Annotated in this window: 26 protein-coding genes; 12 read left to right on the top strand and 14 right to left on the bottom strand. The window is 73.0% G+C overall.

Features of this window, described 5'->3' with window-relative positions; genetic code table 11:
* Positions 1-38: 38 nt before the first annotated feature.
* Positions 39-908, bottom strand: coding sequence for an MHYT domain-containing protein (locus ACWDUZ_RS08620; protein WP_451631062.1), 870 nt, complete (start codon positions 906-908; stop codon positions 39-41).
* 281 nt (positions 909-1,189) lie between these two features.
* Between ACWDUZ_RS08620 and ACWDUZ_RS08625 the strand changes: the two genes are divergently transcribed.
* The 4 genes from ACWDUZ_RS08625 (at position 1,190) to ACWDUZ_RS08640 (ending at position 4,782) form a co-directional block, all read left to right on the top strand.
* A complete protein-coding gene (locus ACWDUZ_RS08625; protein ID WP_451631063.1) occupies positions 1,190-2,092 on the top strand; it encodes a glycerophosphodiester phosphodiesterase in 903 nt (300 codons plus the stop codon).
* Between the two features lie 49 nt (positions 2,093-2,141).
* On the top strand, positions 2,142-2,705 hold the full coding sequence (locus tag ACWDUZ_RS08630) for a methylated-DNA--[protein]-cysteine S-methyltransferase (protein WP_451631064.1): 564 nt from the start codon (positions 2,142-2,144) through the stop codon (positions 2,703-2,705).
* 173 nt (positions 2,706-2,878) lie between these two features.
* Positions 2,879-3,784 carry a pseudouridine-5'-phosphate glycosidase gene (locus ACWDUZ_RS08635; RefSeq protein WP_451631065.1) on the top strand — a complete coding sequence of 302 codons (906 nt, stop codon included), beginning with the start codon at positions 2,879-2,881 and terminating at the stop codon, positions 3,782-3,784.
* Between the two features lie 92 nt (positions 3,785-3,876).
* Positions 3,877-4,782, top strand: a complete 906-nt coding sequence (locus tag ACWDUZ_RS08640; protein WP_451631194.1) for a carbohydrate kinase family protein — start codon at positions 3,877-3,879, stop codon at positions 4,780-4,782.
* Between the two features lie 51 nt (positions 4,783-4,833).
* Here the strand turns inward: ACWDUZ_RS08640 and ACWDUZ_RS08645 are convergent, their stop codons facing one another.
* Positions 4,834-5,466 (bottom strand): uridine kinase, encoded by a 633-nt coding sequence (locus ACWDUZ_RS08645; protein ID WP_451631066.1) that lies wholly within the window; start codon positions 5,464-5,466, stop codon positions 4,834-4,836.
* Positions 5,467-5,531: 65 nt separating this feature from the next.
* Here ACWDUZ_RS08645 and ACWDUZ_RS08650 point away from each other — a divergent pair, with 65 nt between their 5' ends.
* Both ACWDUZ_RS08650 and ACWDUZ_RS08655 read left to right on the top strand, forming a co-directional pair.
* A complete protein-coding gene (locus ACWDUZ_RS08650; protein WP_451631067.1) occupies positions 5,532-6,293 on the top strand; it encodes a DUF2293 domain-containing protein in 762 nt (253 codons plus the stop codon).
* 185 nt (positions 6,294-6,478) lie between these two features.
* Positions 6,479-7,966, top strand: a complete 1,488-nt coding sequence (locus tag ACWDUZ_RS08655) for a glutamate synthase subunit beta (protein ID WP_451631068.1) — start codon at positions 6,479-6,481, stop codon at positions 7,964-7,966.
* 193 nt (positions 7,967-8,159) lie between these two features.
* On the opposite strand, the gene ACWDUZ_RS08660 is transcribed toward ACWDUZ_RS08655, so the two are convergent.
* Complete coding sequence (locus ACWDUZ_RS08660; protein WP_451631069.1) at positions 8,160-8,450, bottom strand: DUF397 domain-containing protein; 291 nt, start codon at positions 8,448-8,450, stop codon at positions 8,160-8,162.
* Positions 8,451-9,311 (bottom strand): helix-turn-helix domain-containing protein, encoded by an 861-nt coding sequence (locus ACWDUZ_RS08665; RefSeq protein WP_451631070.1) that lies wholly within the window; start codon positions 9,309-9,311, stop codon positions 8,451-8,453.
* A gap of 252 nt (positions 9,312-9,563) precedes the next feature.
* Between ACWDUZ_RS08665 and ACWDUZ_RS08670 the strand changes: the two genes are divergently transcribed.
* Entirely contained in the window at positions 9,564-10,283 is a 720-nt protein-coding gene (locus ACWDUZ_RS08670) for an ATP-binding protein (protein WP_451631071.1), read from the top strand.
* Complete coding sequence (locus ACWDUZ_RS08675) at positions 10,274-10,765, top strand: hypothetical protein (RefSeq protein WP_451631072.1); 492 nt, start codon at positions 10,274-10,276, stop codon at positions 10,763-10,765. Before ACWDUZ_RS08670 ends, ACWDUZ_RS08675 begins: the two co-directional genes overlap by 10 nt.
* A 105-nt stretch (positions 10,766-10,870) precedes the next feature.
* On the opposite strand, the gene ACWDUZ_RS08680 is transcribed toward ACWDUZ_RS08675, so the two are convergent.
* From ACWDUZ_RS08680 to ACWDUZ_RS08695, 4 genes are all read right to left on the bottom strand, one after another.
* Positions 10,871-11,056: a hypothetical protein gene (locus ACWDUZ_RS08680; protein ID WP_451631073.1), complete on the bottom strand. Its 186-nt coding sequence runs from the start codon at positions 11,054-11,056 to the stop codon at positions 10,871-10,873.
* Positions 11,057-11,378: 322 nt separating this feature from the next.
* The gene (locus ACWDUZ_RS08685) at positions 11,379-12,152 is read right to left on the bottom strand and encodes a nucleotidyltransferase family protein (protein WP_451631074.1); all 774 of its coding nucleotides are present in this window, start codon (positions 12,150-12,152) and stop codon (positions 11,379-11,381) included.
* Positions 12,149-13,150 carry a prolyl aminopeptidase gene (pip, locus tag ACWDUZ_RS08690; RefSeq protein ID WP_451631075.1) on the bottom strand — a complete coding sequence of 334 codons (1,002 nt, stop codon included), beginning with the start codon at positions 13,148-13,150 and terminating at the stop codon, positions 12,149-12,151. The genes ACWDUZ_RS08685 and pip overlap by 4 nt, the downstream gene beginning before the upstream one ends.
* A gap of 48 nt (positions 13,151-13,198) precedes the next feature.
* A complete protein-coding gene (locus tag ACWDUZ_RS08695; protein ID WP_451631076.1) occupies positions 13,199-13,897 on the bottom strand; it encodes a uracil-DNA glycosylase in 699 nt (232 codons plus the stop codon).
* Between the two features lie 66 nt (positions 13,898-13,963).
* Between ACWDUZ_RS08695 and ACWDUZ_RS08700 the strand changes: the two genes are divergently transcribed.
* Positions 13,964-14,509: an RNA-binding S4 domain-containing protein gene (locus ACWDUZ_RS08700; RefSeq protein ID WP_451631077.1), complete on the top strand. Its 546-nt coding sequence runs from the start codon at positions 13,964-13,966 to the stop codon at positions 14,507-14,509.
* 59 nt (positions 14,510-14,568) lie between these two features.
* Here ACWDUZ_RS08700 and ACWDUZ_RS08705 read toward each other — a convergent pair whose 3' ends face one another.
* A complete protein-coding gene (locus ACWDUZ_RS08705) occupies positions 14,569-15,012 on the bottom strand; it encodes a DoxX family protein (protein ID WP_451631078.1) in 444 nt (147 codons plus the stop codon).
* A gap of 158 nt (positions 15,013-15,170) precedes the next feature.
* Between ACWDUZ_RS08705 and ACWDUZ_RS08710 the strand changes: the two genes are divergently transcribed.
* The gene (locus ACWDUZ_RS08710) at positions 15,171-15,437 is read left to right on the top strand and encodes a DUF6343 family protein (RefSeq protein WP_451631079.1); all 267 of its coding nucleotides are present in this window, start codon (positions 15,171-15,173) and stop codon (positions 15,435-15,437) included.
* A gap of 101 nt (positions 15,438-15,538) precedes the next feature.
* Here the strand turns inward: ACWDUZ_RS08710 and ACWDUZ_RS08715 are convergent, their stop codons facing one another.
* The 4 genes from ACWDUZ_RS08715 to rpsA form a co-directional block, all read right to left on the bottom strand.
* The gene (locus ACWDUZ_RS08715) at positions 15,539-15,919 is read right to left on the bottom strand and encodes a tetratricopeptide repeat protein (RefSeq protein WP_451631080.1); all 381 of its coding nucleotides are present in this window, start codon (positions 15,917-15,919) and stop codon (positions 15,539-15,541) included.
* A gap of 50 nt (positions 15,920-15,969) precedes the next feature.
* Positions 15,970-16,608 carry a dephospho-CoA kinase gene (gene coaE / locus ACWDUZ_RS08720; RefSeq protein WP_451631081.1) on the bottom strand — a complete coding sequence of 213 codons (639 nt, stop codon included), beginning with the start codon at positions 16,606-16,608 and terminating at the stop codon, positions 15,970-15,972.
* Positions 16,609-16,707: 99 nt separating this feature from the next.
* Positions 16,708-17,646 (bottom strand): PAC2 family protein, encoded by a 939-nt coding sequence (locus ACWDUZ_RS08725; protein WP_451631082.1) that lies wholly within the window; start codon positions 17,644-17,646, stop codon positions 16,708-16,710.
* A gap of 173 nt (positions 17,647-17,819) precedes the next feature.
* A complete protein-coding gene (gene rpsA, locus ACWDUZ_RS08730; protein WP_306183614.1) occupies positions 17,820-19,310 on the bottom strand; it encodes a 30S ribosomal protein S1 in 1,491 nt (496 codons plus the stop codon).
* Between the two features lie 366 nt (positions 19,311-19,676).
* On the opposite strand from rpsA, the gene ACWDUZ_RS08735 reads away from it, so the two are divergent.
* The gene (locus ACWDUZ_RS08735) at positions 19,677-20,498 is read left to right on the top strand and encodes a class I SAM-dependent methyltransferase (protein WP_451631195.1); all 822 of its coding nucleotides are present in this window, start codon (positions 19,677-19,679) and stop codon (positions 20,496-20,498) included.
* Positions 20,499-20,527: 29 nt separating this feature from the next.
* Positions 20,528-23,119: an ATP-dependent helicase HrpB gene (gene hrpB, locus ACWDUZ_RS08740; protein WP_451631083.1), complete on the top strand. Its 2,592-nt coding sequence runs from the start codon at positions 20,528-20,530 to the stop codon at positions 23,117-23,119.
* Positions 23,120-23,264: 145 nt separating this feature from the next.
* Here hrpB and ACWDUZ_RS08745 read toward each other — a convergent pair whose 3' ends face one another.
* A complete protein-coding gene (locus ACWDUZ_RS08745) occupies positions 23,265-25,064 on the bottom strand; it encodes a lytic transglycosylase domain-containing protein (protein ID WP_451631084.1) in 1,800 nt (599 codons plus the stop codon).
* Positions 25,065-25,151: the final 87 nt, after the last annotated feature.

Genomic DNA, 25,151 nt, shown 5'->3' on the forward strand with positions numbered 1-25,151 from the left:
CCGGCCACTGACATTGATGCTGGTACTCAGGTTCGCGGTCAGCGGTTCTGGGGGGTGCGCGAGGTGCGCCGGACCGCCGTCCGCCGGAGGCGGGCCACCGGGCGGTGGGCGGAGTGCGCGACCAGTTCGGGGGCCGGTACACCCGGCTTGTGCTCCACCGGGGTCCAGTCGGTCCTGCCCATGACCATCATCGGGTCCAGCATCACGACGACACCGGCCAGCAGCAGGAAGGCGAGCGGGCCGATCAGCATGGGGGCGAGCAGGGCGGCCGGCGACTCTCCCGGGGCGCCGCCGCCGGCTCCGTGCACGTGGACGTCCAGGGCGGCCATGCCGGTGTAGTGCATGCCGCTGACCGCGAGGCCCATCACCAGGCTCGCGCCGACGCTCCACAAGAAGCCCCTGACCTGGCCGGCCGCCCACAGGGCGGCGGTCGCCGCGACGACGGCTATGACGACGGAGGCGGCGACGGTGAGGGTGTCGTACTGAAAGGTCGCGTCGAGCCGCATGCCCGCCATGCCGAGGTAGTGCATGGAGGCGACGCCCAGGCCGGTGATCGTGCCCCCGGTGAACAGGGCGGAGCCGGTCGCGCCCCGGTAGCCGACGATGAAGATCCCCACGCCCACCATGACAATGGCGAGGGCCAGGCTGGCGTACGTCATCGGCCTGTCGTAGTGGATCGGCGCTCCTTTGACGGTGAAGCCCATCATGGCAACGAAGTGCATGGTCCAGATGCCGGAGCCGATCGCCGCGGACCCGAGGGCGAGCCAGCCGGGGCGCCAGCTCCGGGCGTCGAGCAGGGCGCGGGTCGTGCAGCGCAGACCGAGCGCCCCGCCCAGGCAGGCCATGAGGTAGGCCACCAGCGGCGTGACGAGCCCGTAGCTGAATCCGTCGACCGTGCCGTCGTGCATGCGCAGCTGCCCTTCCGCCCTGTTGCGTACCTGAATGTGGTGACGTCGCCCCCCGCCTCCCGACCGTCCCCTCGGTCGGGTTTGACGCAGAGAGTATGACCCCCGCCGGAGGGGTCGAACGACAATCCGGCAAAGAAACACGACCTGGCCGCAGATGTGCGGCACCGGTGTGGGCGCTCGGGCGACTTCGTTCGGTCCGTGTCCCTTCTGCACCCCTCGCCTCGTTGACTCAGTGCGGTCACTGCTGTACGCACAGTGATCATTCGAAGCGAGGAGTACGCATGCACGCGCGCGCAGTTGCCGTCACGACGACCGCCCTGCTGGGGGCCCTGATGCTGTCGACCGCCTCCGAGGCCCGGGCGGCAGGGGGCCGTGAGCGGCCGCTGGTCGTCGCGCACCGCGGCGCCTCCGCCCACGCTCCGGAGAACACCCTTCCCGCCATCGACAGGGCGGCGGCGCTGGGCTTCCGCTGGGTGGAGAACGACGTGCAGCGCACCAAGGACGGTGAGCTCGTCGTCCTCCACGACGACAGTCTGCGGCGCACCACGAACGTCGAACAGGTGTTCCCCGACCGGGCGCCGTGGAAGGTGAAGGACTTCACCGCCGCCGAGATCGCACGGCTGGACGCGGGCAGCTGGTTCTCCCCCGCGTACGCGGGCACACGCGTGCCCACGCTCGACCAGTACCTGCGCCGGGTCGAGCACCACCACGAGAAGCTGCTTCTGGAGATCAAGAACCCCGGCCTGTACCCGGGCATCGAGCGGCAGACCCTCGGGGTGCTCGGCGCGCGGGGCTGGCTCGACCGCCGGCACCTGGAGAGCCGTCTGATCGTGCAGAGCTTCAGCGCCGACAGCGTGCGCGTGGTCCACGACCTCGCGCCCGGTGTCAGGACCGCCTTCCTCGGCCGGCCGGCGGAGGGGGAACTGGCCCGCTACGCCGGCTTCGCCGACCTGATCAACCCGTCCCACGGCACGCTCTCCGCCGGGTACGTCACCGCCGTCCACGCGGTCACCGGACCGCACGGCAAGCCGCTGAAGGTGTTCGCCTGGACGGTCGACGACGCATCCCGGGCCCGGGCCCTCGCCGGGTACGGCGTCGACGGCATCATCACCGACAGGCCGGACGTGGTGCGCACGGCCCTGCGCGCCGCCGAAACCCCGGCCGCGGCCTCCCTCGCCGGGTGAAGACGCAGGCCCGCACGCATTGTCAGCGGCGGGCCGTACGGTGGGCCGCATGAACAGCCACGAGCGGGAAGAACACGTCGAACGGCAGGTCGAGTGGGCCGTGGCCACCACCAAGATCGGCCCCCTGCTGCTCGCCGCGACGGAGGACGGCCTGGTCAACGTCGTGTTCCACGCCACCGACGCGGTGCGCGACCGGGCGCTGTCCCGGCTGGCGTCACGGCTGGGCGCGGAGCCGGTCGAGACGCCCGGATCCCCGCTGCTGGCGGAGGCGACACGCCAGCTCGAGGCCTACTTCGCGGGGGAACGACGGGGCTTCGAGCTGCCCTTGGACTGGTCCCTGATCTCGGGCTTCAACCGGCAGGTGCTGCGCGAACTGGCGTCCGGCGTGCCCTACGGCACGGTCGTCGGGTACGGCGATCTCGCCGGGCGGGTCGGACAGCCCCAAGCCGCACAGGCGGTGGGCGTGGCGATGGGCGCCAACCCGCTGCCCGTCGTGGTGCCCTGCCATCGGGTCGTCGAGAGCGACGGGGGCATCGGCGGCTTCGGCGGCGGTCTGGAGACCAAGCGTGCGCTGCTGGCCCTGGAAGGGGTACTGCCCGAGCCGCTGTTCTGAGGCGCGGCGCCACCCGGGCGGTCCGTGTCGCCGATGCCGTGTCGCTCGTCGTGCCGTGCCTCGAAGGGGCTGCCGTCCGGGACGTTCCCGTCCGGGTCGCAGCCGTGCGGGGGTTTGACCGGGGGTGCGGCCCGCCAGAGATGAGGGAGGAGCGACAGACGGGAGGCAGGCACGTGCTGGTGGTGTCCGAAGAGGTACGGGAGGCGCTCGCCGCGCGCCGTCCCGTGGTTGCCCTGGAGTCCACGATCATCGCCCACGGGCTGCCGCGCCCGCGCAATCTCCAGGTGGCGCTGGAGCTGGAGGAGGCGGTACGGCGGGAGGGTGCCGTACCCGCGACGATCGCGGTGCTGGACGGGCGCCCGCAGATCGGCCTGGACAAGGACCAGCTGGAGCGGGTCGCGAACGAGGACGGAATCCGCAAACTGGGCCACCGCGACCTGCCACTCGCCGTGGCCGCCGGGGCCAGTGGGGCGACGACGGTGTCGGCGACCGCGCTGCTCGCCTCCCTGGCCGGTGTCCGCGTGTTCGCCACGGGCGGGCTCGGCGGTGTGCACCGGCAGTGGACGGTCACCCAGGACGAGTCGGCCGACCTGGGGCTGCTGGCCCGCACCCGGATCACGGTCGTGTGCGCGGGGGTGAAGTCGATCCTGGACGTTCCCGCCACCCTGCAGCGGCTGGAGACACTGGGGGTCGCGGTGGCCGGCTACGGCACGGACCGCTTCCCCGGCTTCTACCTCGCCGACTCGGGTCATCCGGTGGACTGGACACTGCGGACGCCGGAGGAGGTGGCCGAGGTCATGCGGGCGCAGAACCTGCTGCGTGCGCCCGAGTCGGCGCTGATCGTCGCCAACCCGGTGTCCCTGGACGAGCAGCTCGATCCGGAGCTGCACGCGCGCGTGCTCGCCGATGCCCTGCTGGCGTGCGAGGAACAGGGGATCACGGGGCAGGCGGTCACTCCGTTCCTGCTCGACCACATGGTGCGGCACACCGACGGAGCCTCACTGCGTGCGAACCTCGCGGCCGTACGCGGCAACGTGCGCCTGGCGGCGCGCATCGCGGCGGCGTGGACCCGGACGTGACGGCGGGCACGGCGGTCACGGCGGCGGGAGCGGCGGGTACGACGGCAGCCGAGGGTGCGGTACGCGGCGAGGACGGTGGCGCGGGTGGGGCGTTGCTGGTGGTCGGCGACGTGGTGACGGACGTCGTCGCACGGCATCGCGGTCCGCTCGCCTCCGGTACCGACACGGCCGCCTCGATCCGGCTCCTGCCGGGTGGCGCGGGCGCCAACGTGGCCTGCTGGGCGGCCCGGCACGGGTGTCCGGACGTACGGCTGCTCGGCCGGGTGGGCGCGGAGACGGCTGCCTGGCACGAGCGGGAGCTGGTGGCCTCGGGGGTGCGTCCACGGCTCGTCGTGGACCCGGACGCACCGACGGGGACGGTGGTGTGCCTGGTCGACACGGCGACCGACGCCGAACGCACGTTCCTCACCGACAGCGGCGCGTCGCTGCGGCTCGACCCCGGCGACTGGTCGGAGACGCTGCTCGACGGGGTGGCCCGGCTCCATCTGTCGGGTTATCTGCTGTTCTCCGAGCCGAGCCGGGCGCTCGTGTCGGTGGCCGTCGCCTCGGCCCGGGCGCGGGAAGTGCCGGTGAGTCTGGATCCGGCCTCGTCCGGGTTCCTCGCCGCACTGGGCGCGGGCCGGTTCCTGTCCCTCGTCGAAGGGGTGGACGTGCTGCTGCCCAGCCGCGACGAGGCGTGTCTGCTGACGGGCCTGTCCGACGCGGCGGACGCGGCCGCCGAGCTGAGTCGGCATGTACCTGTGGTGGTGGCCAAGCAGGGCGCCGAGGGAGCGCTGGTGGCCCGCGCGGGCGCCGTGTGCGCCCGCGTGCCCGCCGTACCCGCACTGCCTCGGGACACCACGGGCGCCGGGGACGCGTTCACGGGGACGTTCCTCGCCGCGCTGCTCACCGGCGCCACGCTTCGGGCCGCGGCGGCGGACGGCTGCCGGGCCGGAGCCCTGGCGGTGGAAAGGGTGGGCGGAAGACCTCCCCGGGGCGCCGCCGCCCGCGGCCTGTGAGCCGGTGCTGCTGCTCCCCGGGCGCTGAGGGCCGCTCCGGGCGTCCGGTCCTCAGCCGGTCCAGGCCGGATGGCGCGGGTCGTCGGCGCGGACCAGCACGTCCGCCGTGCCGGCCGGATCGATCTCGCCCGCGTAGCGCTCGAAGGCGGGCAGCGTCCAGTGTTCCGCCTCCGGGGTGCGGCGGCGCAGCGCGCCCGGGGAGAGGAGGACGTGGACGCTCAGGTCGAAGGGGAACCAGTGCCGCAGCAGGAGGGGACCGTGCAGCAACAGCAGCCCGCCGGGCGGGAGTCGGACATAGTCGCTGCGGGTGGCGCGGTCGGTGACCGGGTCCCTCAGGTCGGGCAGGACCCGTCCGTCCCCGCCGGTCTCCAGCGGGGAGAACACCTCACGCCAGAGGGAGCCGGTGTCGAGCCAGCCGTCGTAGTACGAATCGACGTCCCGGTGGCCGTGCTCCAGCCGGACGGACGCCGGGCGCAGGAAGCCCTCCGCGCCGACGACCAGCGACGGACGGCCCCGCACGCGCAACGCCTGCGAGACGCGCTCGGCCAGGTCGCCCGGCCGGGCGGCGGGGGCGCCGTCGAAGGCGATGCGCGGCCAGGGACTGCCGTCGGCCGGTTCGAGGTCGAGCAGCCGTTCGGCCAGGAGGTCGCCGAGCCGTTCCCAGGTGATCGCTTCGAGTCGCACACCGCCATGATGCGCCAGGGCGGAGTCCGGGTGCGGCGCGGAGGGCGCCGGGGAATGAACCTCGCATGGCGCTGCCCTCAACTCCCCCGCCACGCTCCGGTCTTCTGGTCGTCCAGCCGCTGCGGCGCAAGCACTGTGCCGAGTGCCGCCGGGGCCCGCTGCCCATGCTGGTCCTGGAGGAGGGCGTGCCCCGCTGCCTGGACTGCGCCGACCTCGGGCACCTGGTGTTCCTGCCGCGTGGTGACACCGCGCTGACCCGCCGATCACGGGAGGAGAGCGCGCTGTCGGCGGTCGTGGTGCGGTTCAACCGGCGCAGGAGCCGCTACGAGCGGCAGGGCGTGCTCGTCGAGGAGGCGGCGCTCGCCCGAGCGGAGGCACGATGTCTGGCGGACGCCGAGGCGCGGCGCCGGCGCCGGGCCCGGGACGCGCGGCGGCGGGCGGCGGAGGACGCGCGGTTCACGGACGCGTTCGCGGCGGAGATCCGGCGGCTGTTCCCCGGATGCCGGGCGGAGCGCGCCCGGGCCGTCGCCGCGCACGCCTCGGTGCGCGGCAGCGGGCGGGTGGGGCGCAGCGCGGCGGGACGGGCGCTGTCCGAGGGCGCGGTCGTGTGGGCGGTGAGGGCGTCCGTACGGCATGCGGACACGCCGTACGACCGGCTGCTGATGGAGGGAGTGCCGCGGCACGAGGCCCGCCGGCGCATAGCGGCGGACGTGGAGTCGGTGCTGGCGGCGTGGCGGGAGGCGGGGGCGGACGGGGGCCGGAGGCCGGAGGGCGGGGAGGCGGGAACGGACCGCCGAGCAGGGAGGGGACGCCGGCAGGCCTCCTGAACCAGCGGAGCCCGCCTCACCGGCGGAAAGGCCCCCGTACCCGCTCTGCACGCGCGCCCCGGCGGACGTATCGTGGCCGGAAGAGCGCCGCCCGTGGACACGCGAGAACGTGACGGGACCACGTGGGGACGCACGAGGACGCGCGAGAACACGCAGGACCGCGCGAGCACGCAAGGGAGACGGCCATGGCCGATCCCAAGGGCTTCATGACCACGCCCCGCCGGGAGTGGCCCCGCAGGCCGGTCGAGGAGCGGGTCCGGGACTGGGACGAGGTGTATGTTCCGGGCGCTCTGCTGCCGATCATCAGCGAACAGGCCGACCGCTGCATGGACTGCGGTGTCCCGTTCTGCCACCAGGCCTGCCCGCTGGGCAACCTGATCCCGGAGTGGAACGACCTCGTCGCACGGGAGGACTGGCGGACGGCGAGCGACCGGCTGCACGCCACGAACAACTTCCCGGAGTTCACCGGCCGGCTGTGTCCGGCGCCGTGCGAGGCGGGATGTGTGCTGGCGATCAACCAGCCGGCCGTCACCATCAAGAACGTCGAGTGCGCCATCGCCGACCGGGCCTGGGAGGAGGGTTTCACCCCGCCGCGGCCACCGGACCGGCTGTCGGACCGGACCGTCGCCGTGATCGGCTCGGGGCCGACCGGCCTGGCCGCCGCCCAGCAGTTGACCCGCGCGGGGCACACGGTGGCCGTGTACGAGAAGGACGACCGGCTCGGCGGGCTGATGCGCTACGGCATCCCCACGTTCAAGATGGAGAAGCACCACCTGGAACGCCGACTGGAGCAGATGCGCGCCGAGGGGACCAAGTTCCGTACGTCGACGGCCGTCGGGCGCGACGTCGGGGCGACGGAGCTGCGTTCGCGCTACGACGCCGTGGTGATCGCCACGGGTGCCACCGCCTGGCGCGAACTGGACGTACCGGGGCGCGAGTTGGCCGGGATCCACCAGGCGATGGAGTATCTGCCGCTGGCCAACCGGGTGTGCGAGGGGGACATCGCGGTCTCGCCTCTGTGCGCGGCGGGCCGGCACGTGGTCATCGTGGGCGGGGGTGACACGGGGGCCGACTGCCTGGGCACGACGGTGCGGGACGGGGCCGCGTCGGTGACCCAGTTGGACATCTACGGCCGGCCCGGCGAGGAGCGGGACGAGGACACGGAACCATGGCCGACGTATCCGAAGATCTACCGTCTGTCGGCGGCGCACGAGGAAGCGGGGCTGCTGCACACGGCGCCCGCCGCGGACGTCGACGCGCGGTTGTTCGCGGCGTCGACGCTGCGGTTCACCGGTGACGCGGAGGGGCGTGTGCGCGAGGTGCATCTGGTCGAGGTGGACGCGGAGCGGCGCCGGTTGCCGGGCACCGAGCGGACCCTCCCGGCCGACCTGGTGCTGCTCGCGCTCGGCTTCTCCGGGCCCGACCGGCGGGACGGTCTGATCGACCAGCTGGGTCTCGACCTGGCACCGCGCGGCACGCTCGCACGGGGTGCCGACTTCGCGACGAACGTTCCCGGTGTGTTCGCGGCGGGGGACGCCGCGCGCGGGCAGTCGCTGATCGTGTGGGCGATCGCGGAGGGACGCGCGGCGGCGGCGGCAGTCGACCACTACCTGACGGGAAGTTCGCGACTGCCGTCGCCGATCGGGCCGCACGACCGGCCGATGACCGTGTGACCGGCGCCGATGCGCTTTCGGGCGTGGTCCCGGGCCAGGACTCGGTCTCGGACGTGGCGTTGGTTCAGGACTCGGTCCCGGTCCTGCTTTCCTCCTCGTTCCGAGGAGCGGTCACGGACGTGTTCGAGGTGTTCGACGTGTTCAAGGTGGTACCAGAATCAATGCGTCGGGGCAGCGGAAAAGCCAGGCACGGTCAGGAGAGCAGGAAGTCGGCCTCCCCCGCCTTGGCGCCTTCTATGAACGCGGTCATCTCGTCGGTGGTGTAGATGAGGGCCGGCCCGTCCGGGTCGGTGGACTGGCGTACCGCGATCCGCCCATCGGCCAGCTTCATCGCCTCCAGGCAGTTGCCGCCGTTGCCGCCGCTCCACGGCTTGTGCCAGCCTTCACTGCCCAGTTCCCCGGCGGGCATGCCGTTGTAGATCCGCTCGCCGCGGGTCCGGTCGCCGCGGCCTCGTGCGGCGGGCTGGGACGTGATGCGATCCATTCACAGCTCCTTGCGGAGATCCCGGAGGATCTCCTTCGTGCGATGTGCCGTAGCGGCCTGCGCCGCCATGCGGTCCATGACCTCGAGGTGGGTCGCCACCTCCTCGCGCGCGTCCAGGTAGACGGCGCCGGTCAGGTACTCGCTGTAGACCATGTCCGGCAGTTCGGGCATGGCGAATCGGAACAGCACGAAGGGCCCGTACGTGCCGGGGTGCGGCCCCGAGGAGAACGGGGCGACCTGGAGGGTCACGTTGGGCAGCTTCGTGGCGTCGAGCAGTCTGTCGATCTGAGCACGCATCACCTCCGGGCCGCCGACAGGGCGGCGCAGCGCCGTCTCGTCGAACACGAACCAGAATCGCGGCGCGTCGGGACGGGTGAGCAGTTCCTGGCGTTGCATGCGCAGGGCGACATGGCCTTCGATGTCGTCGGGGCTGGTCTGTCCGATGGCGCCCGAGGTGAGCACTCCGCGCGCGTAGTCCTCGGTCTGGAGCAGGCCGGGTACGAAGTGGGGTTCGTAGGACCGGACGAGTGCCGCCGCGCCCTCCAGGCTGACGTACATCGAGAACCAGCCCGGCAGGATGTCGTGGAAGCGCTGCCACCAGCCGGGGCGGTTGGCCTCCTCGGCCAGTTGCACGAAGGCCTCGGCCTCGTCGTCGGGGACGCCGTACGCCTTGAGCAGCAGTTGCAGGTACGGGATCTTGAGGGCGACTTCGGCCGTCTCCATGCGGCGGACGGTGGCCGGGGCGACACGGAGGACGCGGGCGGCCTCCTCGCGCTTGAGTCCTGCGCGTTCCCGCAGGTCGTGCAGGCGCCGGCCGAGCACGACCTGCCCGACGGTCGGCGCCGACCGCGGTTCGCTCACGCTCCACCTCCACCGAAGGATCCGGGACTTTGCCGAGATGTTCCGACGGGCCGGAGGAGTCCCGCAGGCACGGGGAGCCAACCCCCGTGGACTGAAGGAATCCTGACAGCCCTACGGCGCCACTCGAAGATCCACTCGAAGACCCGCGGGTCTCCGGCGATCCCAATTGGCGCCGCGCGACATGCTGTTGCGAGCAGTGTGCCACGGCCTCTCACCGCGTCACACAGCACTCTGCATTTTTCAGAGTGCCACTTGCCAAGTGTTCACGGCGGGGAGATAGTGGCAAGCGTGATTCCGTCCCCGCCTTTAGGAACAGACGCCGCCGAGGGCCTTGTAGCCCCCGGCGCTCTCGCGGGAGCGGGCCCCGACGGGGCCGCTGCCGAGCGCCGGTTCCGCTTCGAGCTGGCCGCACATCCGGGTTCCCCCGCCCAGGCCAGACGTCTGACCAGAGCCCGGCTGACGGCCTGGTCGGTGTGCGAGGACACCTGCGACACCGCCGACCTCGTCATCTCCGAACTGGTCACCAACGCCATCGTGCACACCGCGAGCAGCCGGGTCGTCTGCGAACTCCACGACGGCGGAGAGCTGGTGCGCATAGCCGTGCGCGACGAGGGCCGCGCCCCGGGGGAACCGCACCCGTCCCCGCAGCGGCCGGAGGAGGAGCACGGCAGGGGGCTCCTCCTCGTCGAGGCCATGTGCCTCTCCTGGGGCGCACAGCAGCACGGCCAGGGGCTGGTGGTGTGGGCGGAACTGGCGCGCGGCGCCCGTGACGACAGCCACGACGCCCGGGGCGACCTCGGCTGGGGCGCCCGCCCGAAGCCGGACCCGGCCCCGGACCCTCATCCGGCGCCATCGGCTCCTTCGGCCCCGCATCCGGCTCCGCCCCCGGACGACGAGGACACCCCGCAAGGAGCACAGCCGCACCGGGCGTACGCGCACGACACACATGGATCGGGGGCCGTATGGCTGTGAGCGGCGCCCGCGCCTCCGGGTCAGGCCAGGCGCTCAGCCTGGACACACTCGTACGCCTCGGACGCGCCACGGGCAGGCTCGCCGAATCCGACGGCACCGCCCCGGACGACGGCTCCACGGCGCCCCGGCGGCTGGCCCTTCCCGACGGCATGGTGGTCCCGCTGGGCTGCGACGCGGTGGCGGTGCCCGCTCGCTTCGGCCCTCTGCTGATGCCGCGGTTGCCCCGTGCGGGGTGCGTCTACGCCGATGAGACGCACTGGTGGTGGATCGTCCCGGCCGACTCCGACTACGCCCTGCGGTGGCCCTCGCCCGCGCACTACGCCACCGGCGCGGTCCTCCCCGACACCTGCCGGGCTCCGCTGCCCGTCCTCATCCACCGACCGGACGGGACGGTTCCGTACACCCCGCCGATCCCCCTGTACCTCGCGCTGTGCAGGGTCACGGGCACGACCCCGTCATGGTGCCGTCCGGTCAGCGCGTGAGCGCGGGCCGGCGGCGGGACCGGACCGGTGCCGTCCGGGTCCCGCGGCGGCGAGGCGACTCACGTCGTGTTCACGTCACCTCAAAAGCCGACCGGGACACCGCCCTCAGGCGGTGACGTCGCCGCCGGTCTCGCCACTCCGGACGATCACCAGGAACGTGTCGGTCGCGAGGTCCATGACAACCTCTGCGGGCAGGCCTTCCAGGCGCCGCGCATGCGCGAACTCCTCCGCCGGCCACGACCCGCGCGGACCGCCGGCGGGAAAGCGCTCGAGCACCGTTCGCCCGTTCACCCTGCACCTCCATGTAGCGCTGTACTCGTGAAGTTAAACGCCAAGCATGGGGCGAACACCTCGTCCAGTGACGGTACTGAGACGTACTCGACACGAGTTCAATGCCAAAAGTGCGTCTCACCTCACGTTTTCGACCGACTCGATCACCTTCCGCGTCAACGCGCGTACATCTCGTGTTCACACGTCCGAGGGCAAGCCGTTCGCTCGGTCGGCCCGGCTTCCTCTCCCGCAGAGGCTCGAGGAGACGGCTCGGCTCACCCTTCCCGGAGATCGCCGGCGCGTTTCGAGGATGACAGTGCACCTATGGGCTCCGTCCCGCGGTTCAGTGAACGCCGGTCCTCCTCCTGAAGAGCTCCTCGGCCGCCTCGACGGCCTGTCGCAGGTCCGCCGGAGCGGCGCCGGCGGGCAGTGAGGCGATGATGGCGTCGACCTCCTGGAGGCTCGCGCGGGCCACGAGCCCCTTGTCGTTCGTGGTCCATTCACCGCGTGCGGCGAGTACGGCGTGGGCGGCCTGGGTGGCGGCCAGGGCGATCGCGCCGGCCACCTGGGTGACGGATCCCTTGGGGACGTGGCCCGCCTTCGCGTAGCCGAGGGTGGCGGTGGCAAGGCCGTACCAGTGTTCGGGTGCGGTGCGCCGCAGCGCGGGCGGGTAGGCCGCCGGGCGGGGCAGTTCGCCTCGCAGCACCCGGTTGACCGCGAGTTCGGCGACCACCAGGTAGCTGGGGATCCCCGCGAGATGGAACAGCAGCGGTTCCACCCGGAAGCGTCCTTCCTGTGCCTGGGCCCACTCGTGTTCGACGACGTCGAGGTCCCGGTAGTGCACGTCGACGCGGCGACCGTCGATCGTCAGCCAGGCGCCGCCGTTGAAGACGCCGCCGCCCCAGCCGCCGAGCTCGGAGACCTCGCCCTCCCAGCCGACGGCGCGCAGGTCGTCCGGGTCGAAGCGGCCCCGGTAGTAGACGGCGACGTCCCAGTCGCTGTCCGGGCGGTGGGTGCCCTGGGCGCGGGAGCCGCCGAGGGCCACCGCCCTCACTCCGGGGAGCGCGGCGAGGCGGTCGGCGGTGACGTCGAGGAAGAGCTGGTCCGGGTGAGTCATCGCAGGCCCGCCTCCTGCCGGGTGCGCGTGTCCTCGTGCCGTGCGTACCTGTCCGTCGCCGCGACCAGCGCATCCGCCACGCCCGGGGCTCCGAAGTCGTGCCCGGCCTCGTCGACGACGATCAGCTCGCTGTCCGGCCAGGCGTGGTGCAGGCGCCAGGGGATGCCGAGGAGATTGCCGAAGTCCAGGCTGCCCTGGACGAGAGTGCCGGGGATGCCGCGCAGCAGAGGGGCGTCGCGCAGCACCACGCCGTCGTCGTCGCCCGGGCCGAGGAAGTGGTCGTTGCCGAAGTAGTGGGTGACGGTGCGCGCGAAGCCCATGCGGAAGGCGGGGTCCTCGAACCGTGCGACGGAGCGCGGGGGCGCGGGGATCATCGCGGTCTCCCAGTCGGTCCAGGCGCGCGCCGCCCGTTCGCGCACGGCCGGGTCGGGCGACTCGAGCAGCCGGTTGCAGGCGGCAGCGAGGTTTCCGGTCCGGTCGGTGTCCTCGGGGAGTTCGGCGAGGAGTCGGGCGAAGTCGTGCGGGAAGACCCTGCCCAGGCCATGGGTCAGCAGCGTGACCTCGGCGTTCGAACCGGTCGCGACGCCCGTCAGGACGAGTTCGGACACGGCCGAGGGATGCGTCTGGGCGTAGCGCAGCGCCAGCGCCGAACCCCAGGAGGCACCCCACACCAGCCATCGCTCGATGCCGAGGTGGTGCCGCAGCAGTTCCAGGTCGGCGAGCAGATGGCCGGTCGTGTTGACGCTCATGTCGGTGTCGTACGCGCTCGCGTGCGGTGTGGAGCGTCCGCAGCCGCGCTGGTCGAGGAGAACGATCCGGTACGCGGCGGGATCGCAGTAGCGCCGGTGCGCGGGCGTGCAGCCGGATCCAGGACCGCCGTGCAGCATCACCGCCGGCTTGCCCCGCGGGTTTCCGCAGGTCTCCCAGTACACGAGGTTGCCGTCACCGACGTCGAGCATGCCCTGGTCGTACGGTTCGATCTCCGGATACAGGCCCATGGCAGGAACGTAACCGCCTCCCGAGGACGGCGTCGCCTCTTTTCCCCCTTACACCGCCGTCAGTCCCGCCGCCCCCGCCGCCGTGCGCAGGACGTCGCGGAGCATCGCGGGGGTGAGTTTGCCGGTGAAGGTGTTGCGCTGGCTGACGTGGAAGCAGCCGAAGAGGTCGAGGCCGTCGAGCGGCACCCGTGTCCCGTGCGCGAAGGCCGGGCGGGGCCGGGGCACCGTCCAGCCCGCCTCGGCGAACGCCGGCAGCGCGGCCTGCCAGCCGAACGCACCCAGCACGACCACCGCCCGCAGGGTGGGCCGCAGCAGATGTAGTTCCTGGACCAGCCAGGGCCGGCACGTGTCCCGCTCGCCGGGCGTCGGCTTGTTGGCGGGTGGGGCGCAGTGCACGGGTGAGGTGATCCGCACCCCGTACAGCTCCAGCCCGTCGTCGGCGGCGACGGAGGTCGGCTGGGAGGCGAGCCCCACGTCGTACAGCGCCTGGTACAGCACGTCGCCGGACCGGTCACCGGTGAACATGCGGCCGGTGCGGTTCCCGCCGTGCGCGGCCGGGGCGAGTCCCACGATCAGCAGCCGGGCGTCCGCGGGGCCGAAGCCCGGCACCGGACGGCCCCAGTACGTCCAGTCGGCGAACGCGGCCCGCTTGGTGCGGGCCACCTCCTCACGCCAGGCGACCAGACGCGGACAGGCGCGGCAGTGCGAGATCCGCTCGTCGAGGGCGCACAGGCTGCTGCTGTCCATGCCCCCCACCGTAGAGTGGTCCGGTGCGGCCGGTCCAAGACACTCGAGGAGACTAAGGTCTGAGCCATGGCTAGCGAGGACGACGTGAAGGCCCGCGACGGGGACGGGAGCGGGGCCGGAACCGGTGAGGCGCCCGCGTCGGCCGTGGACCCGAAGGTCGCCGCCGCCATCGCCGCCGCCGAGGCGGCCGGTCCGGCGAGTGGTGAGACCGTGCGGATCGACAGCTGGATCTGGGCCGTGCGTCTGGTCAAGACGCGTTCCGTCGGGGCCACCGCCTGCCGGGGCGGGCACGTCCGGGTCAACGGCGAGCGGGTCAAGCCCTCCCACTCGGTCCGGGTCGGCGACGAGGTGCGCGTGCGGCAGGAGGGCCGCGAGCGGATCGTGGTCGTCAGGCGTCTGATCCGCAAGCGGGTCGGCGCGCCCGTGGCCGTGCAGTGCTACGTCGACAACTCCCCGCCGCCCCCGCCCCGCGAGGCCGTCGCTCCGATCGCCGTACGCGATCGGGGTGCCGGCCGGCCCACCAAGCGCGACCGGCGTGAACTGGAGCGGCTGCGCGCCCTCGGCGGCCTGGACGGTCCCAGCGGCCCGGCCGGCCGGCCGCGCGAACGGTGACGCTCGCACGGCCGGTGAGGCCCCGGAGCCGGACGGCATCCACTCGGTGATCGTCATCCCTACCGCCGCAGCAGCCTCAGCAGCTCGGCGTTGTGTTCGCGGCGGGCCCAGGCGATGACGGCGAGCGGGACGATCAGGATGATCGGTGTCGCCGCGTTCTGCCCGTCGAAGGCGGTGAGCTGGACGACGAACGCGCCGACCATGAGCGCGCTCAGTGCCAGCGCCGCCAGCGACTGCAGCAGCGGGATCAGCAGCGCGACGCCTCCGGCCAGCTCCAGCGCGCCGATGGTGTACATGCCCGCGCTGCCCCAGCCGATCTTGTCGAAGGCTTCGGCGGCCGACGGATGCGCGATGAGCTTGGGCAGTGCGCTCGCGAGCGCGTAGAACAGGCCGAGCAGCACCTGCACGGTGCGCAGGGCGATGCGGCCGGTGCGCCGGCCGCGGGCGGGCCCGGTGGACGGGCCGGTGGCGACGGACGGGGCGGAAGCGGCGGTCTCGGACATGGGGGTCTCCTCCGGAAAGCGGTTCGGTGTGCCGTGTGCTGTCGCAGAGGTGGACCGCCCTCGGCCGTGAAACTCATCGCCTCCCGTGCACCGGATTTCGCGTGCTCCGCGTCCGGCTCCGGCGTGGAGTACGTTGCAAGGAGGAGTGGTGATCGGCGATGCGTACGGGAAGCGAGCCGACGACCGCGCGCAGTGCGCTGCGGGCGCGGTTCTGGCTGAGTGTGTGGGGGCTGATCTGGGCGATGCTCGGCACGGCGGTGTTCGTGCTGGTCGGCCGGCCTGGCTGGGCGGCGGCGTTCGGGGTGCTGTGGCTGGTGATGGCCGTCGACTTCACCCTGATCGTCCGGCATCTGCGGCAGGGGCCGCACTACCAGCCGGGGCGCGATGTACCGCCCTACTGGCCACCCGATCGGCGGCGCCGCTAGGGACTGCCCGGAGGCAGCCGTTGGGAGCTGCCCGGGGTCAGGGGACTCCCGGGGTCAGGTGTCGAACCGGGGCCCGGATCGGGTGCCGACCCGGGCCCGGATCAGGTGTCGAACCGGGCTCGCTGGAGGTACTCCGGGTTCGGGTCCAGCGCGGCGGCCAGCCGGAAGTGGCGTTTGGCCTGGTCGGTGCGGCCCTGGCGCTCGAAGGTCCGGGCGAGCGCGAAGTGCGCGAACGCGTTGTCCGGCTCACGTTCCAGGACGATGCTGAACTCCAGTTCGGCCGGCCGCAGTTGCGCGGCGGCGAAGAAGGCCCGGGCGCGCAGCAGCCGGGCGGCCGTGTTCTCGGGATGGGCGGCAATGACTGCGTCGAGCAGCTTCACGGCGCCCCGCGGGTCCCGCGCGGCGAGCAGTTGCTCGGCGGCGCGGAAGTCGATGACATGCGTCTCCGGAGTACGTCCGGGCGAACCGCTGTTTTCGGGCACGGCACAGTCCTTCCCTTGCTGGAAGGGTTCAACGCCCCTGCCGGACACCCCTATTCCGGAGGTGCGCCGGCTCCCGGCCCCGACTGCGGGGTGTGTGCGGCCCGGCGGACGAGCTCGGCCCAGACGTCTCTCACCCGTTTGCGCAGGTGCTCCAGCGGTACGTCGTTGCCGATGACGATGTCCGCGATCTTCCGGCGCTGCTCCCGTGTGGCCTGGGCGGCCATGCGGGCGCGTGCGTCCTCCTCGGTCATGCCGCGCAGCCGTACCAGCCGGTCCAGCTGGGTCTCGGGGGCGGCGTCGACGACGATCACGACGTCGTACAGCGGGGCGAGGCCGTTCTCCGTGAGAAGCGGGACGTCGTGGACGACGACGGCGTCCTCGGCGGCGGCCTCCTCCAGCTCGCGGGAGCGGGCGCCCACCAGGGGGTGCACGATCGAGTTCAGGACGGCCAGCTTCTCCGGGTCGGCGAAGACGATGGAACCCAGCCGGGGCCGGTCCAGGCCGCCGTCCGCGGCGAGCACCTCCGGGCCGAAGGCGTCGACGACGGCGGCGAGGCCGGGGGTGCCCGGAGCGACGACCTCGCGCGCGATGCGGTCGGCGTCGATCAGCACGGCTCCACACTCGACGAGCAGCCGCGACACCTCGCTCTTACCGGCTCCGATGCCCCCGGTCAGGCCTACCTTCAGCATGAGCGGAAGCTTAGGCCCTGTCCGGCCGATCATGGCGCGGCGGCGGGGTCTGCCACGCGTCACCTGCGATGCCGTCCCCGGCAGGCCGCCCGGCGGACCTCAGTTCTCGCCCTCGCGCTCCGCCAGGAACCTCTCGAACTCGCGGCCGATCTCCTCGGCCGACGGGATGTCGACGGGTTCGGCGAGCATGTTGCCGCGGGTCTCCGCGCCCGCCGCGGCGTCGTACTGGTGCTCGAGGCCCTGGACGAGGGAGGTGAGCTCCTCGTCGCCCTCGCGGATCTGCCGGTCGATCTCCGTCTGGGTGCGGTGGGCCTCGTTGCGCAGGGAGTGCGCGATGCCCGGCAGGACCAGGCCGGTGGCCGCGGTGACGGCCTCCAGGGCGGTCAGGGCCGCGTCCGGGTACGGCGAGCGGGCGATGTAGTGCGGGACGTGCGCGGCGACCCCGAGGACGTCGTGGCCGGCCTTCATCAGCCGGTACTCCACCAGCGCCTCGGCGCTGCCGGGCACCTGCGCCTCCTCGAAGGGGCTGCGCCGACCGTGGACGAGGTCGCTGCGGTTGCCGTGCGGGGTCAGGCCCACGGGGCGGGTGTGGGGGACGCCCATGGGGATGCCGTGGAAGTTCACCGACAGGCGTACGCCGAGGCGCTCCACGATCTGCCGTACGGCGGCGGCGAAGCGCTCCCACTCCACGTCGGGCTCGGGTCCGGAGAGCAGCAGGAAGGGCGCGCCGGTGGCGTCCTGGACGAGCCGCACCTCGATGGCGGGCTCCTCGTACGCCGTCCAGCGGTCGCGCTTGAAGGTCAGCAGCGGGCGGCGGGCCCGGTAGTCCACGAGCCGGTCGTGGTCGAACCGTGCCACGACCTGGTGGGGCAGTGAGTCCAGAAGCCGGTCGACGATCTGGTCGCCGGTCTCGCCCGCGTCGATGTATCCGTCGAAGTGGTAGAGCATGACCAGACCGGCCGACTCCTGGGCGAGCGCCATGTCGACGACCGCCAGGCCCTTCGGCTCCCATGCGTACAAACCCTGCGGATCAAGCACTGTGACCGCCCCTCCTCGTGTTCGTAGCTTCACAACGAGGCACGGGACCCAGGCATTCCCCGACTGCTGACAAATCGTCCGGTGCGACGGTGTGCCCGGAACGCGGCCGCGGCCCGCACCCCCTCGCAGGGGTACGGGCCGCGGTCGTCGGCTGGGTGCCTTGCGGCGAGCGGTCAGCTCTGGCCGCCGGCCAGCTTCTCGCGCAGGGCGGCCAGGGCCTCGTCGGAGGCCAGGGCGCCGGAGGTGTCGCCACCCTCGGAGGAGTACGAACCGCCGGTCGCGGCCGGAGCGGCGGCCTCGCCGCCCTCGGCGGCGGCAGCGGCGTCCGCCTCGCGGGACTTGATGACCTGCGCCTGGTGCTGCTCGAAGCGGGTCTGCGCCTCGGCGTACTGGCGCTCCCACTCCTCGCGCTGCTTCTCGTAGCCCGGCAGCCAGTCGTTGGTCTCCGGGTCGAAGCCCTCGGGGTAGATGTAGTTGCCCTGGTCGTCGTAGGACGCGGCCATGCCGTAGAGGGTCGGGTCGAACTCGACCTCCTCCGGGTGGGCACCGAAGGACTCGTTGGCCTGCTTCAGCGAGAGGCTGATGCGACGGCGCTCGAGGTCGATGTCGATGACCTTGACGAAGATCTCGTCGTTGACCTGGACGACCTGCTCCGGGATCTCCACGTGGCGCTCGGCCAGCTCGGAGATGTGGACCAGACCCTCGATGCCCTCGTCCACGCGGACGAACGCACCGAACGGAACCAGCTTCGTGACCTTGCCGGGCACGACCTGGCCGATCTGGTGGGTGCGGGCGAACTGCTGCCACGGGTCTTCCTGGGTCGCCTTCAGCGACAGGGAGACGCGCTCGCGGTCCATGTCGACGTCCAGGACCTCGACGGTGACCTCCTGGCCGACCTCGACGACCTCGGAGGGGTGGTCGATGTGCTTCCAGGACAGCTCGGAGACGTGGACCAGACCGTCGACGCCGCCCAGGTCCACGAAGGCACCGAAGTTGACGATCGAGGAGACCACACCGGAACGGACCTGACCCTTCTGGAGGGTCGTGAGGAACGTCTGGCGGACCTCGGACTGGGTCTGCTCGAGCCAGGCACGGCGGGACAGGACCACGTTGTTGCGGTTCTTGTCCAGTTCGATGATCTTGGCCTCGAGCTCCTTGCCGACGTACGGCTGGAGGTCGCGGACGCGGCGCATCTCGACCAGAGAGGCCGGGAGGAAGCCACGGAGGCCGATGTCGAGGATGAGACCACCCTTGACGACCTCGATGACGGTACCGGTGACGATGCCGTCCTCTTCCTTGATCTTCTCGATGGTGCCCCAGGCACGCTCGTACTGGGCGCGCTTCTTCGAGAGGATCAGGCGGCCTTCCTTGTCCTCCTTCTGGAGGACCAGGGCCTCGATCTCGTCACCGACGGCGACGACCTCGTTCGGGTCGACGTCATGCTTGATCGAGAGCTCGCGGCTCGGGATGACACCTTCGGTCTTGTAACCGATGTCGAGCAGGACCTCGTCCCGGTCGACCTTCACGATGACGCCGTCGACGATGTCGCCGTCGTTGAAGTACTTGATCGTCTCGTCGATCGCTGCGAGGAAGGCTTCCTCGTTACCGATGTCGTTGACCGCTACCTGCGGGGTGGTGGCGGTGGTCTCGGTGCTGCTCGTCATGTGGGAAAGGGCTCCGGTACGGACATTGAAGTCGTAGGTACTGCTTACGCCGGGAGCCCGTTTCGCTCTGCAGAAGCCGGACAGCCAAGGAAGCGCCACAAAAATCCGATGGCGCCTCGACAACCGAGGGGACATACAACAGATGCGAGCGCAGCCTGCTACGTCTGAGGTGCGCAGGCCCGCAGCGCAACTTGTAGCATACGGGGGCAGCCGGGCAGGGTCAATGCGCGAAGTCACCCACCCGGGGCGCATCGCCGCATATCCGGCACAAAACCTGTCTCCCGAGGCCACGCCGACACCAGGGCGTCACTCCATCGGGCGCACACCGGTGGGCGGGTTGGACGGAAGAGTACGACGAGGGAGCCCATCATCCAAGAGCCAGCACCGTTCGCATCGTCCGAACCGGAGGCCACCCGCCGGGCGGCCGGTGTCACCGAGAGCGCCCGGGCCAACCGGGGCTGGTGGGACCGCAACGCGGACGAGTACCAGACCGAGCACGGCACCTTCCTCGGCGACGACCGCTTCGTGTGGTGCCCCGAGGGCCTGGACGAGGTGGAGGCGGAGCTCCTCGGCCCCGCCGAGGAGCTCAAGGGCAAGGACGTCCTGGAGATCGGCGCCGGCGCGGCCCAGTGCGCGCGCTGGCTGGCCGCGCAGGGCGCTCGCCCCGTCGCCCTGGACCTGTCCCACCGGCAGCTCCAGCACGCGCTGCGGATCGGCGGATCGTTCCCTCTGGTGTGCGCCGACGCGGGCGCCCTGCCCTTCGCGGACGGCTCCTTCGACCTGGCGTGCTCGGCGTACGGGGCGCTGCCCTTCGTCGCCGACCCGCGTCTGGTGCTGCGGGAGGTGCGCCGGGTGCTGCGGCCGGGCGGGCGGTTCGTCTTCTCGGTGACGCACCCGATCCGCTGGGCCTTTCCCGACGAGCCCGGCCCGGAGGGGCTGAGCGTGTCCGCCTCGTACTTCGACCGCACGCCGTACGTGGAGCAGGACGACGACGGCAACGCGGTCTACGTCGAGCACCACCGCACGCTCGGCGACCGCGTCCGGGACGTCGTCGCCGCGGGCTGGCGCCTGGTGGACCTGGTCGAGCCGGAGTGGCCGGACTGGAACACCTCCGAGTGGGGCGGCTGGTCCCCGCTGCGCGGGCACCTGATCCCGGGGACGGCGATCTTCGCCTGCGAGCGGGACTGAGGAGCGGGACGAGCGGGACCGAGACGACCGTGATCCGTTACGACGCTCTGGACGCGCTGCCGGTGCGCGGCGCCCTGCCCGCGCTGCACGAGGCTCTCGACGGGTCCGGGACCGCCGTCCTGGTGGCCCCGCCCGGCACGGGCAAGACGACGATGGTGCCGCTCGCCCTGGCCGGCCTGCTGGGCGGGGGGCCGGCGCGGCGGGTGGTCGTGGCGGAGCCGCGGCGGATCGCCGCGCGGGCGGCGGCGCGGCGGATGGCGTGGCTGCTGGGCGAGAAGCCCGGCGAGAGCGTCGGTCACACCGTCCGCGGGGAGCGGGTCGTCGGGCGGCACACGCGCGTGGAGGTCGTCACGACCGGTGTGCTGCTCCAGCGGCTCCAGCGCGACCAGGAGCTGGCGGGCGTCGACGTGGTGGTGCTCGACGAGTGCCACGAACGGCATCTGGACGCGGACACCGCGGCGGCGTTCCTGTGGGACGTGCGCGAGACGCTGCGCCCCGAGCTGCGGCTGGTCGCCGCGTCGGCCACCACGGACGCCGAGGGCTGGGCGCGGCTGCTGGGCGGAGCCCGGGTGGTCGAGGCCGAGGGCGTGTCGCATCCGGCGGAGGTGGTGTGGGCGCCGCCCGGGCGCCCGGTGCGGCCGCCGCACGGGATGCGGGTGGACCCGGCGCTTCTGGCCCACGTGGCGTCGGTGGTGCGGCGGGCGCTCGCCGAGCGGGCCGGGGACGTGCTGTGCTTCCTGCCCGGCGTCGGCGAGATCGCGCGGGTCTCCGGACAGCTGGGGGATCTCGGCGACGTGGACGTGCTCCAGGTGCACGGGCGGGCGCCGGCGGCCGTGCAGGACGCGGTGCTGGCGCCGGGGCGGCGCCGTCGGGTGGTGCTCGCCACCTCCGTGGCGGAGTCGTCGCTGACGGTGCCCGGGGTGCGGGTGGTCGTCGACTCGGGGCTGGCCCGGGAGCCGCGTGTGGACCACGCGCGCGGGTTGAGCGCCCTGGCGACGGTACGGGCCTCGCAGGCGTCCGGACGGCAGCGGGCGGGCCGCGCCGGACGCGAGGCGCCGGGCACGGTGTACCGATGCTGGGCGGAGGCCGAGGACGGGCGGCTGCCGCGTTTTCCCGCCCCGGAGATCAAGGTGGCCGACCTGACCGCGTTCGCCCTCCAGGCAGCCTGCTGGGGCGATCCGGACGCCTCCGGGCTGGCCCTGCTGGATCCGCCGCCGCAGGGCGCCATGGCGGCCGCACGGGACGTGCTGAGGGCCGTGGGCGCCGTGGACCCGGCCGGGCGGGCCACACCTCGGGGACTGCGGCTGGCGCGGCTGGGCGTGCATCCGCGGCTGGGCCGCGCGCTGCTCGACGCGACGGTCCCGTTCGCGGCCGAGCGGGTGGCGGAGGCGGTCGCCCTGCTCAGCGAGGAGCCGCCCCGGGAGTACGGCGACGACCTCGCCGCCGCGCTGCGGGCCGCCCGGCGCGGCGGCGACCCGTACGCGTCACGCTGGCGCACGGAGTGCCGGCGCCTGCGGGCCGCCGCGACAGGCACCGGTGACCGCGCGGCCGGCGAGCCCCCCGCCGGGACCGGAGCCGGTCCCGGCCGGCGGCCGGCCGACGGTACGGACACGCGACCGCCCGACGGCGACCGGCCGGGTGCCGGCGAGGACGGCGTCGTCGGGACCGTGGCCGCGCTCGCCTTCCCCGAGCGGGTCGCCCGGCTGGACGGGGGGTCGTATCTCATGGTCTCCGGTACCCGCGCCGAACTGGCCGAGGGATCGGGTCTGCGGGGCGCGCCCTGGATCGCCGTGGCCGTGGCGGACCGGCCGATCGGCAGGGGGCACGCGCGCGTGCGGCTCGCCGCGCCCGTCGACGAGGACGTCGCGCGACGGGCGGCCGCGGCGCTGCACGAGGAGCGCGAGGAGGTCCGCTGGGCCGGCGGGGACGTGGTGGCCCGGCGGGTCGAGCGGCTGGGGGCGGTGGAGCTGACGGTCCGCCCCCTGGCCGACCCGGACCCCGGCCGCCTGCGGGACGCCCTGCTGGACGGTCTGCGGCAGGAAGGGTTCCGGCTGCTGCGCTGGTCGCCGGAGGCCGAGGCGCTGCGCCTGCGGCTCGCGTTCCTGCACCGGCATCTCGGTCGGCCGTGGCCCGACGTCCGGGACGAGGCGCTGCACGCGCGCGTGGAGGAGTGGCTGGAGCCGGAGCTGGGCCGTGCCGGCAGGCGCGCGGACCTGGCACGGATCGACGCCGGGCAGGCGCTGGCCAGGCTGCTGCCCTGGGCCTGCGGTGCGGCCGCCCGGCTCGACGAGCTGGCCCCGGAACGGATCACCGTGCCCAGCGGGTCCAGGATCCGCGTCGACTACACGGACCCCGACCGGCCCGTGCTGGCGGTCAAGCTGCAGGAGATGTTCGGGGCGCGGCAGTCGCCGGTGCTCGCCGGGGTGCCGGTTCTCGTGCACCTGCTCTCCCCCGCCGGGCGGCCCGCCGCCGTCACCGCCGACCTGGCCTCGTTCTGGCGGGACGGCTACCGGGGCGTACGGGCGGAGCTGCGCGGGCGGTACCCGAAGCATCCCTGGCCCGAGGATCCGGCGACGGCGGAGCCGACCCGGCACACCAACGCCCGGCTCCGGCGGGCCTGACGGCTCCGGTCCGACGACCCGGCAGCTCCCGGCCCGACAGGTTCGGCCCGCGGGTGCGGTGGAGTCGGCGGACCGGCCGGGCCGGTCATGAAGGTCGGACCGGACGCGTCGGCCCCGGCCGGTCGGGCCGGCCGGGGTCGCGGCTCTACGAGGCCGAGGGGCTGGGCGAAGGCTCCGTCGAGGGGCTGGGCGACGGCTCCGTCGAGGGGCTGGGCGACGGCTCCGCCGAGGAGTCGGCGGCCGCCACCTTCAGTTCCACGGTCAGCGTGGCGCCGCCGGTGGTGGTGATCCGGAGCAGGAAGGTGCCGGTGGTGTCGTCCGCGTACAGCTTCGGCAGCTTCAGCAGGCCGTCGGCGTCCGTCTGAAGGTCCTTCAGGGTGCGCACGGGGTTGCCGTCGGCGTCCTTGAAGTAGGGGCCCTTGTCGTTCTCGGTCGCGTCGTCGGCGGCCTTGACGAGGGTGGCGGTGGCCGCGACCTTGTCGGCGACGGCGCCCTTGTACGTGGCCTTGACCTCGACCTGGTCGGCGAACTCGCCGCCCGGGGTGCAGGTGAGCGCGGCGTCGCCGGTGCGGGTCAGGGTGTCGGCGGCGCGCGCGGTGACGGTGGCCGTGTGGTCGAGGCCGGAGATCGCGCGGCCGACGACGACGGCGCGGACGGTGAAGGAGCCCGTCCGTTCGCCCGCCTGGAGTGCCGGTGCGGTGGCCACGCCGGAGGAGTCGGTGAGGGCCGAGGCGACCGTCTCGCCGCCGGTGAAGGTGGCGTCGGTGTCGCCGAGGATCGTGAACCGGATCCTGACCCTGGCGACCGCCTTGCCGTCCTTCGTCTCGGCGCGGGCGATGATCTTCTGGCCGAACGTGTCCCCGGCCATGGCGGTGAGCTCTCCGGTGCCCGCGGCCTCCAGGTGGTCCACGGTGTCGGTGGGCGTGGGTGATGTGGAGTGCGTCGGGGGCGGCGTGGTCGGCGTCGACGGCGAGGCCGGGTTCGTGCTCGGGCTGCCGCCGCCCGGCTCGGCCGGCTCGGCGGGCTTGCCGGAATCGCGGGGCTCGGGGGTTGCCGTCGGCGGGGTCGTGCCCGGGGAGGACGACGGCCCCGGACGGAACCCGTCCCTGTCGTCGCTGCGGCCGGAGGGGATCCTGCCGGTGCCGTCGGGGATCGAGTGGGTGCCCTTGCGGTAGTACTCCAGCCACGACAGGACGGTGTTCAGATAGTCCTCGGAGTAGTTGTAACTGAGGATCGCCCGGCGCAGGTCGGCGTCGTCGGACAGGTCCCAGCCGTTGCGGCACAGGTAGTGGCCCGCGGCGAGGGCCGCGTCGTAGACGTTGTCGGGGTCCTTCTGGCCGTCGCCGTTACCGTCACGCCCGGCCCACGCCCAGGTGGACGGGATGAACTGCATGGGTCCGATCGCGCGGTCGTACCTGGTGTCGCCGTCGTAGGCGCCGTGGTCGGTGTCGCTGATGTGGGCGAAGCCGCTGCCGTTGAGGACCGGGCCGAGGATCGGCGAGAGCGTCTTGCCGTTCGCGTCGACGCGGCCGCCGCGCGCCTGGCCGGACTCGACCTTGCCGATGGCGGCGAGCAGTTGCCAGGGCAGGTTGCAGCCCGGTTTGGAAGCCCGCAGTTCCGCCTCGGCCTTCTTGTAGGCGTCGAGGACGGTGGCGGGTATGCCCGCCTCGGACGACGTCCCGGCGGACGGGGTGCCGGCGGTGGGCGCGGGGTCGGGGCTGTTGAGCGGGGGCAGATCCGTGTAGTACGGCGAGTTGCCGGTCGCGGCGCCGTCGCCGTCGGCGTTGACGTCGGGGGCGGGTGTCGCACCGGTGGCGGTCGGGGTGCCCGGACCGTCCGTCGTCGCGCCGGGAGCCTGGGAGGCGGTGAGAGCCGCGACCGCCGCCGCGGCCACGGCCGTGGTCGCCGCCCCCTTATAGAGCCTCCTGCCGAATTGCGCCGCCATGCGGTGAACCCCTCCCGTGGACGTCCGAGCGTCCCTCTGTCCTGTCGTTCGCCCTGTTGTGACGGTTGACCCGCGGTACTGGTTGCC

This window comes from Streptomyces sp. NPDC003393 (assembly GCF_053589015.1).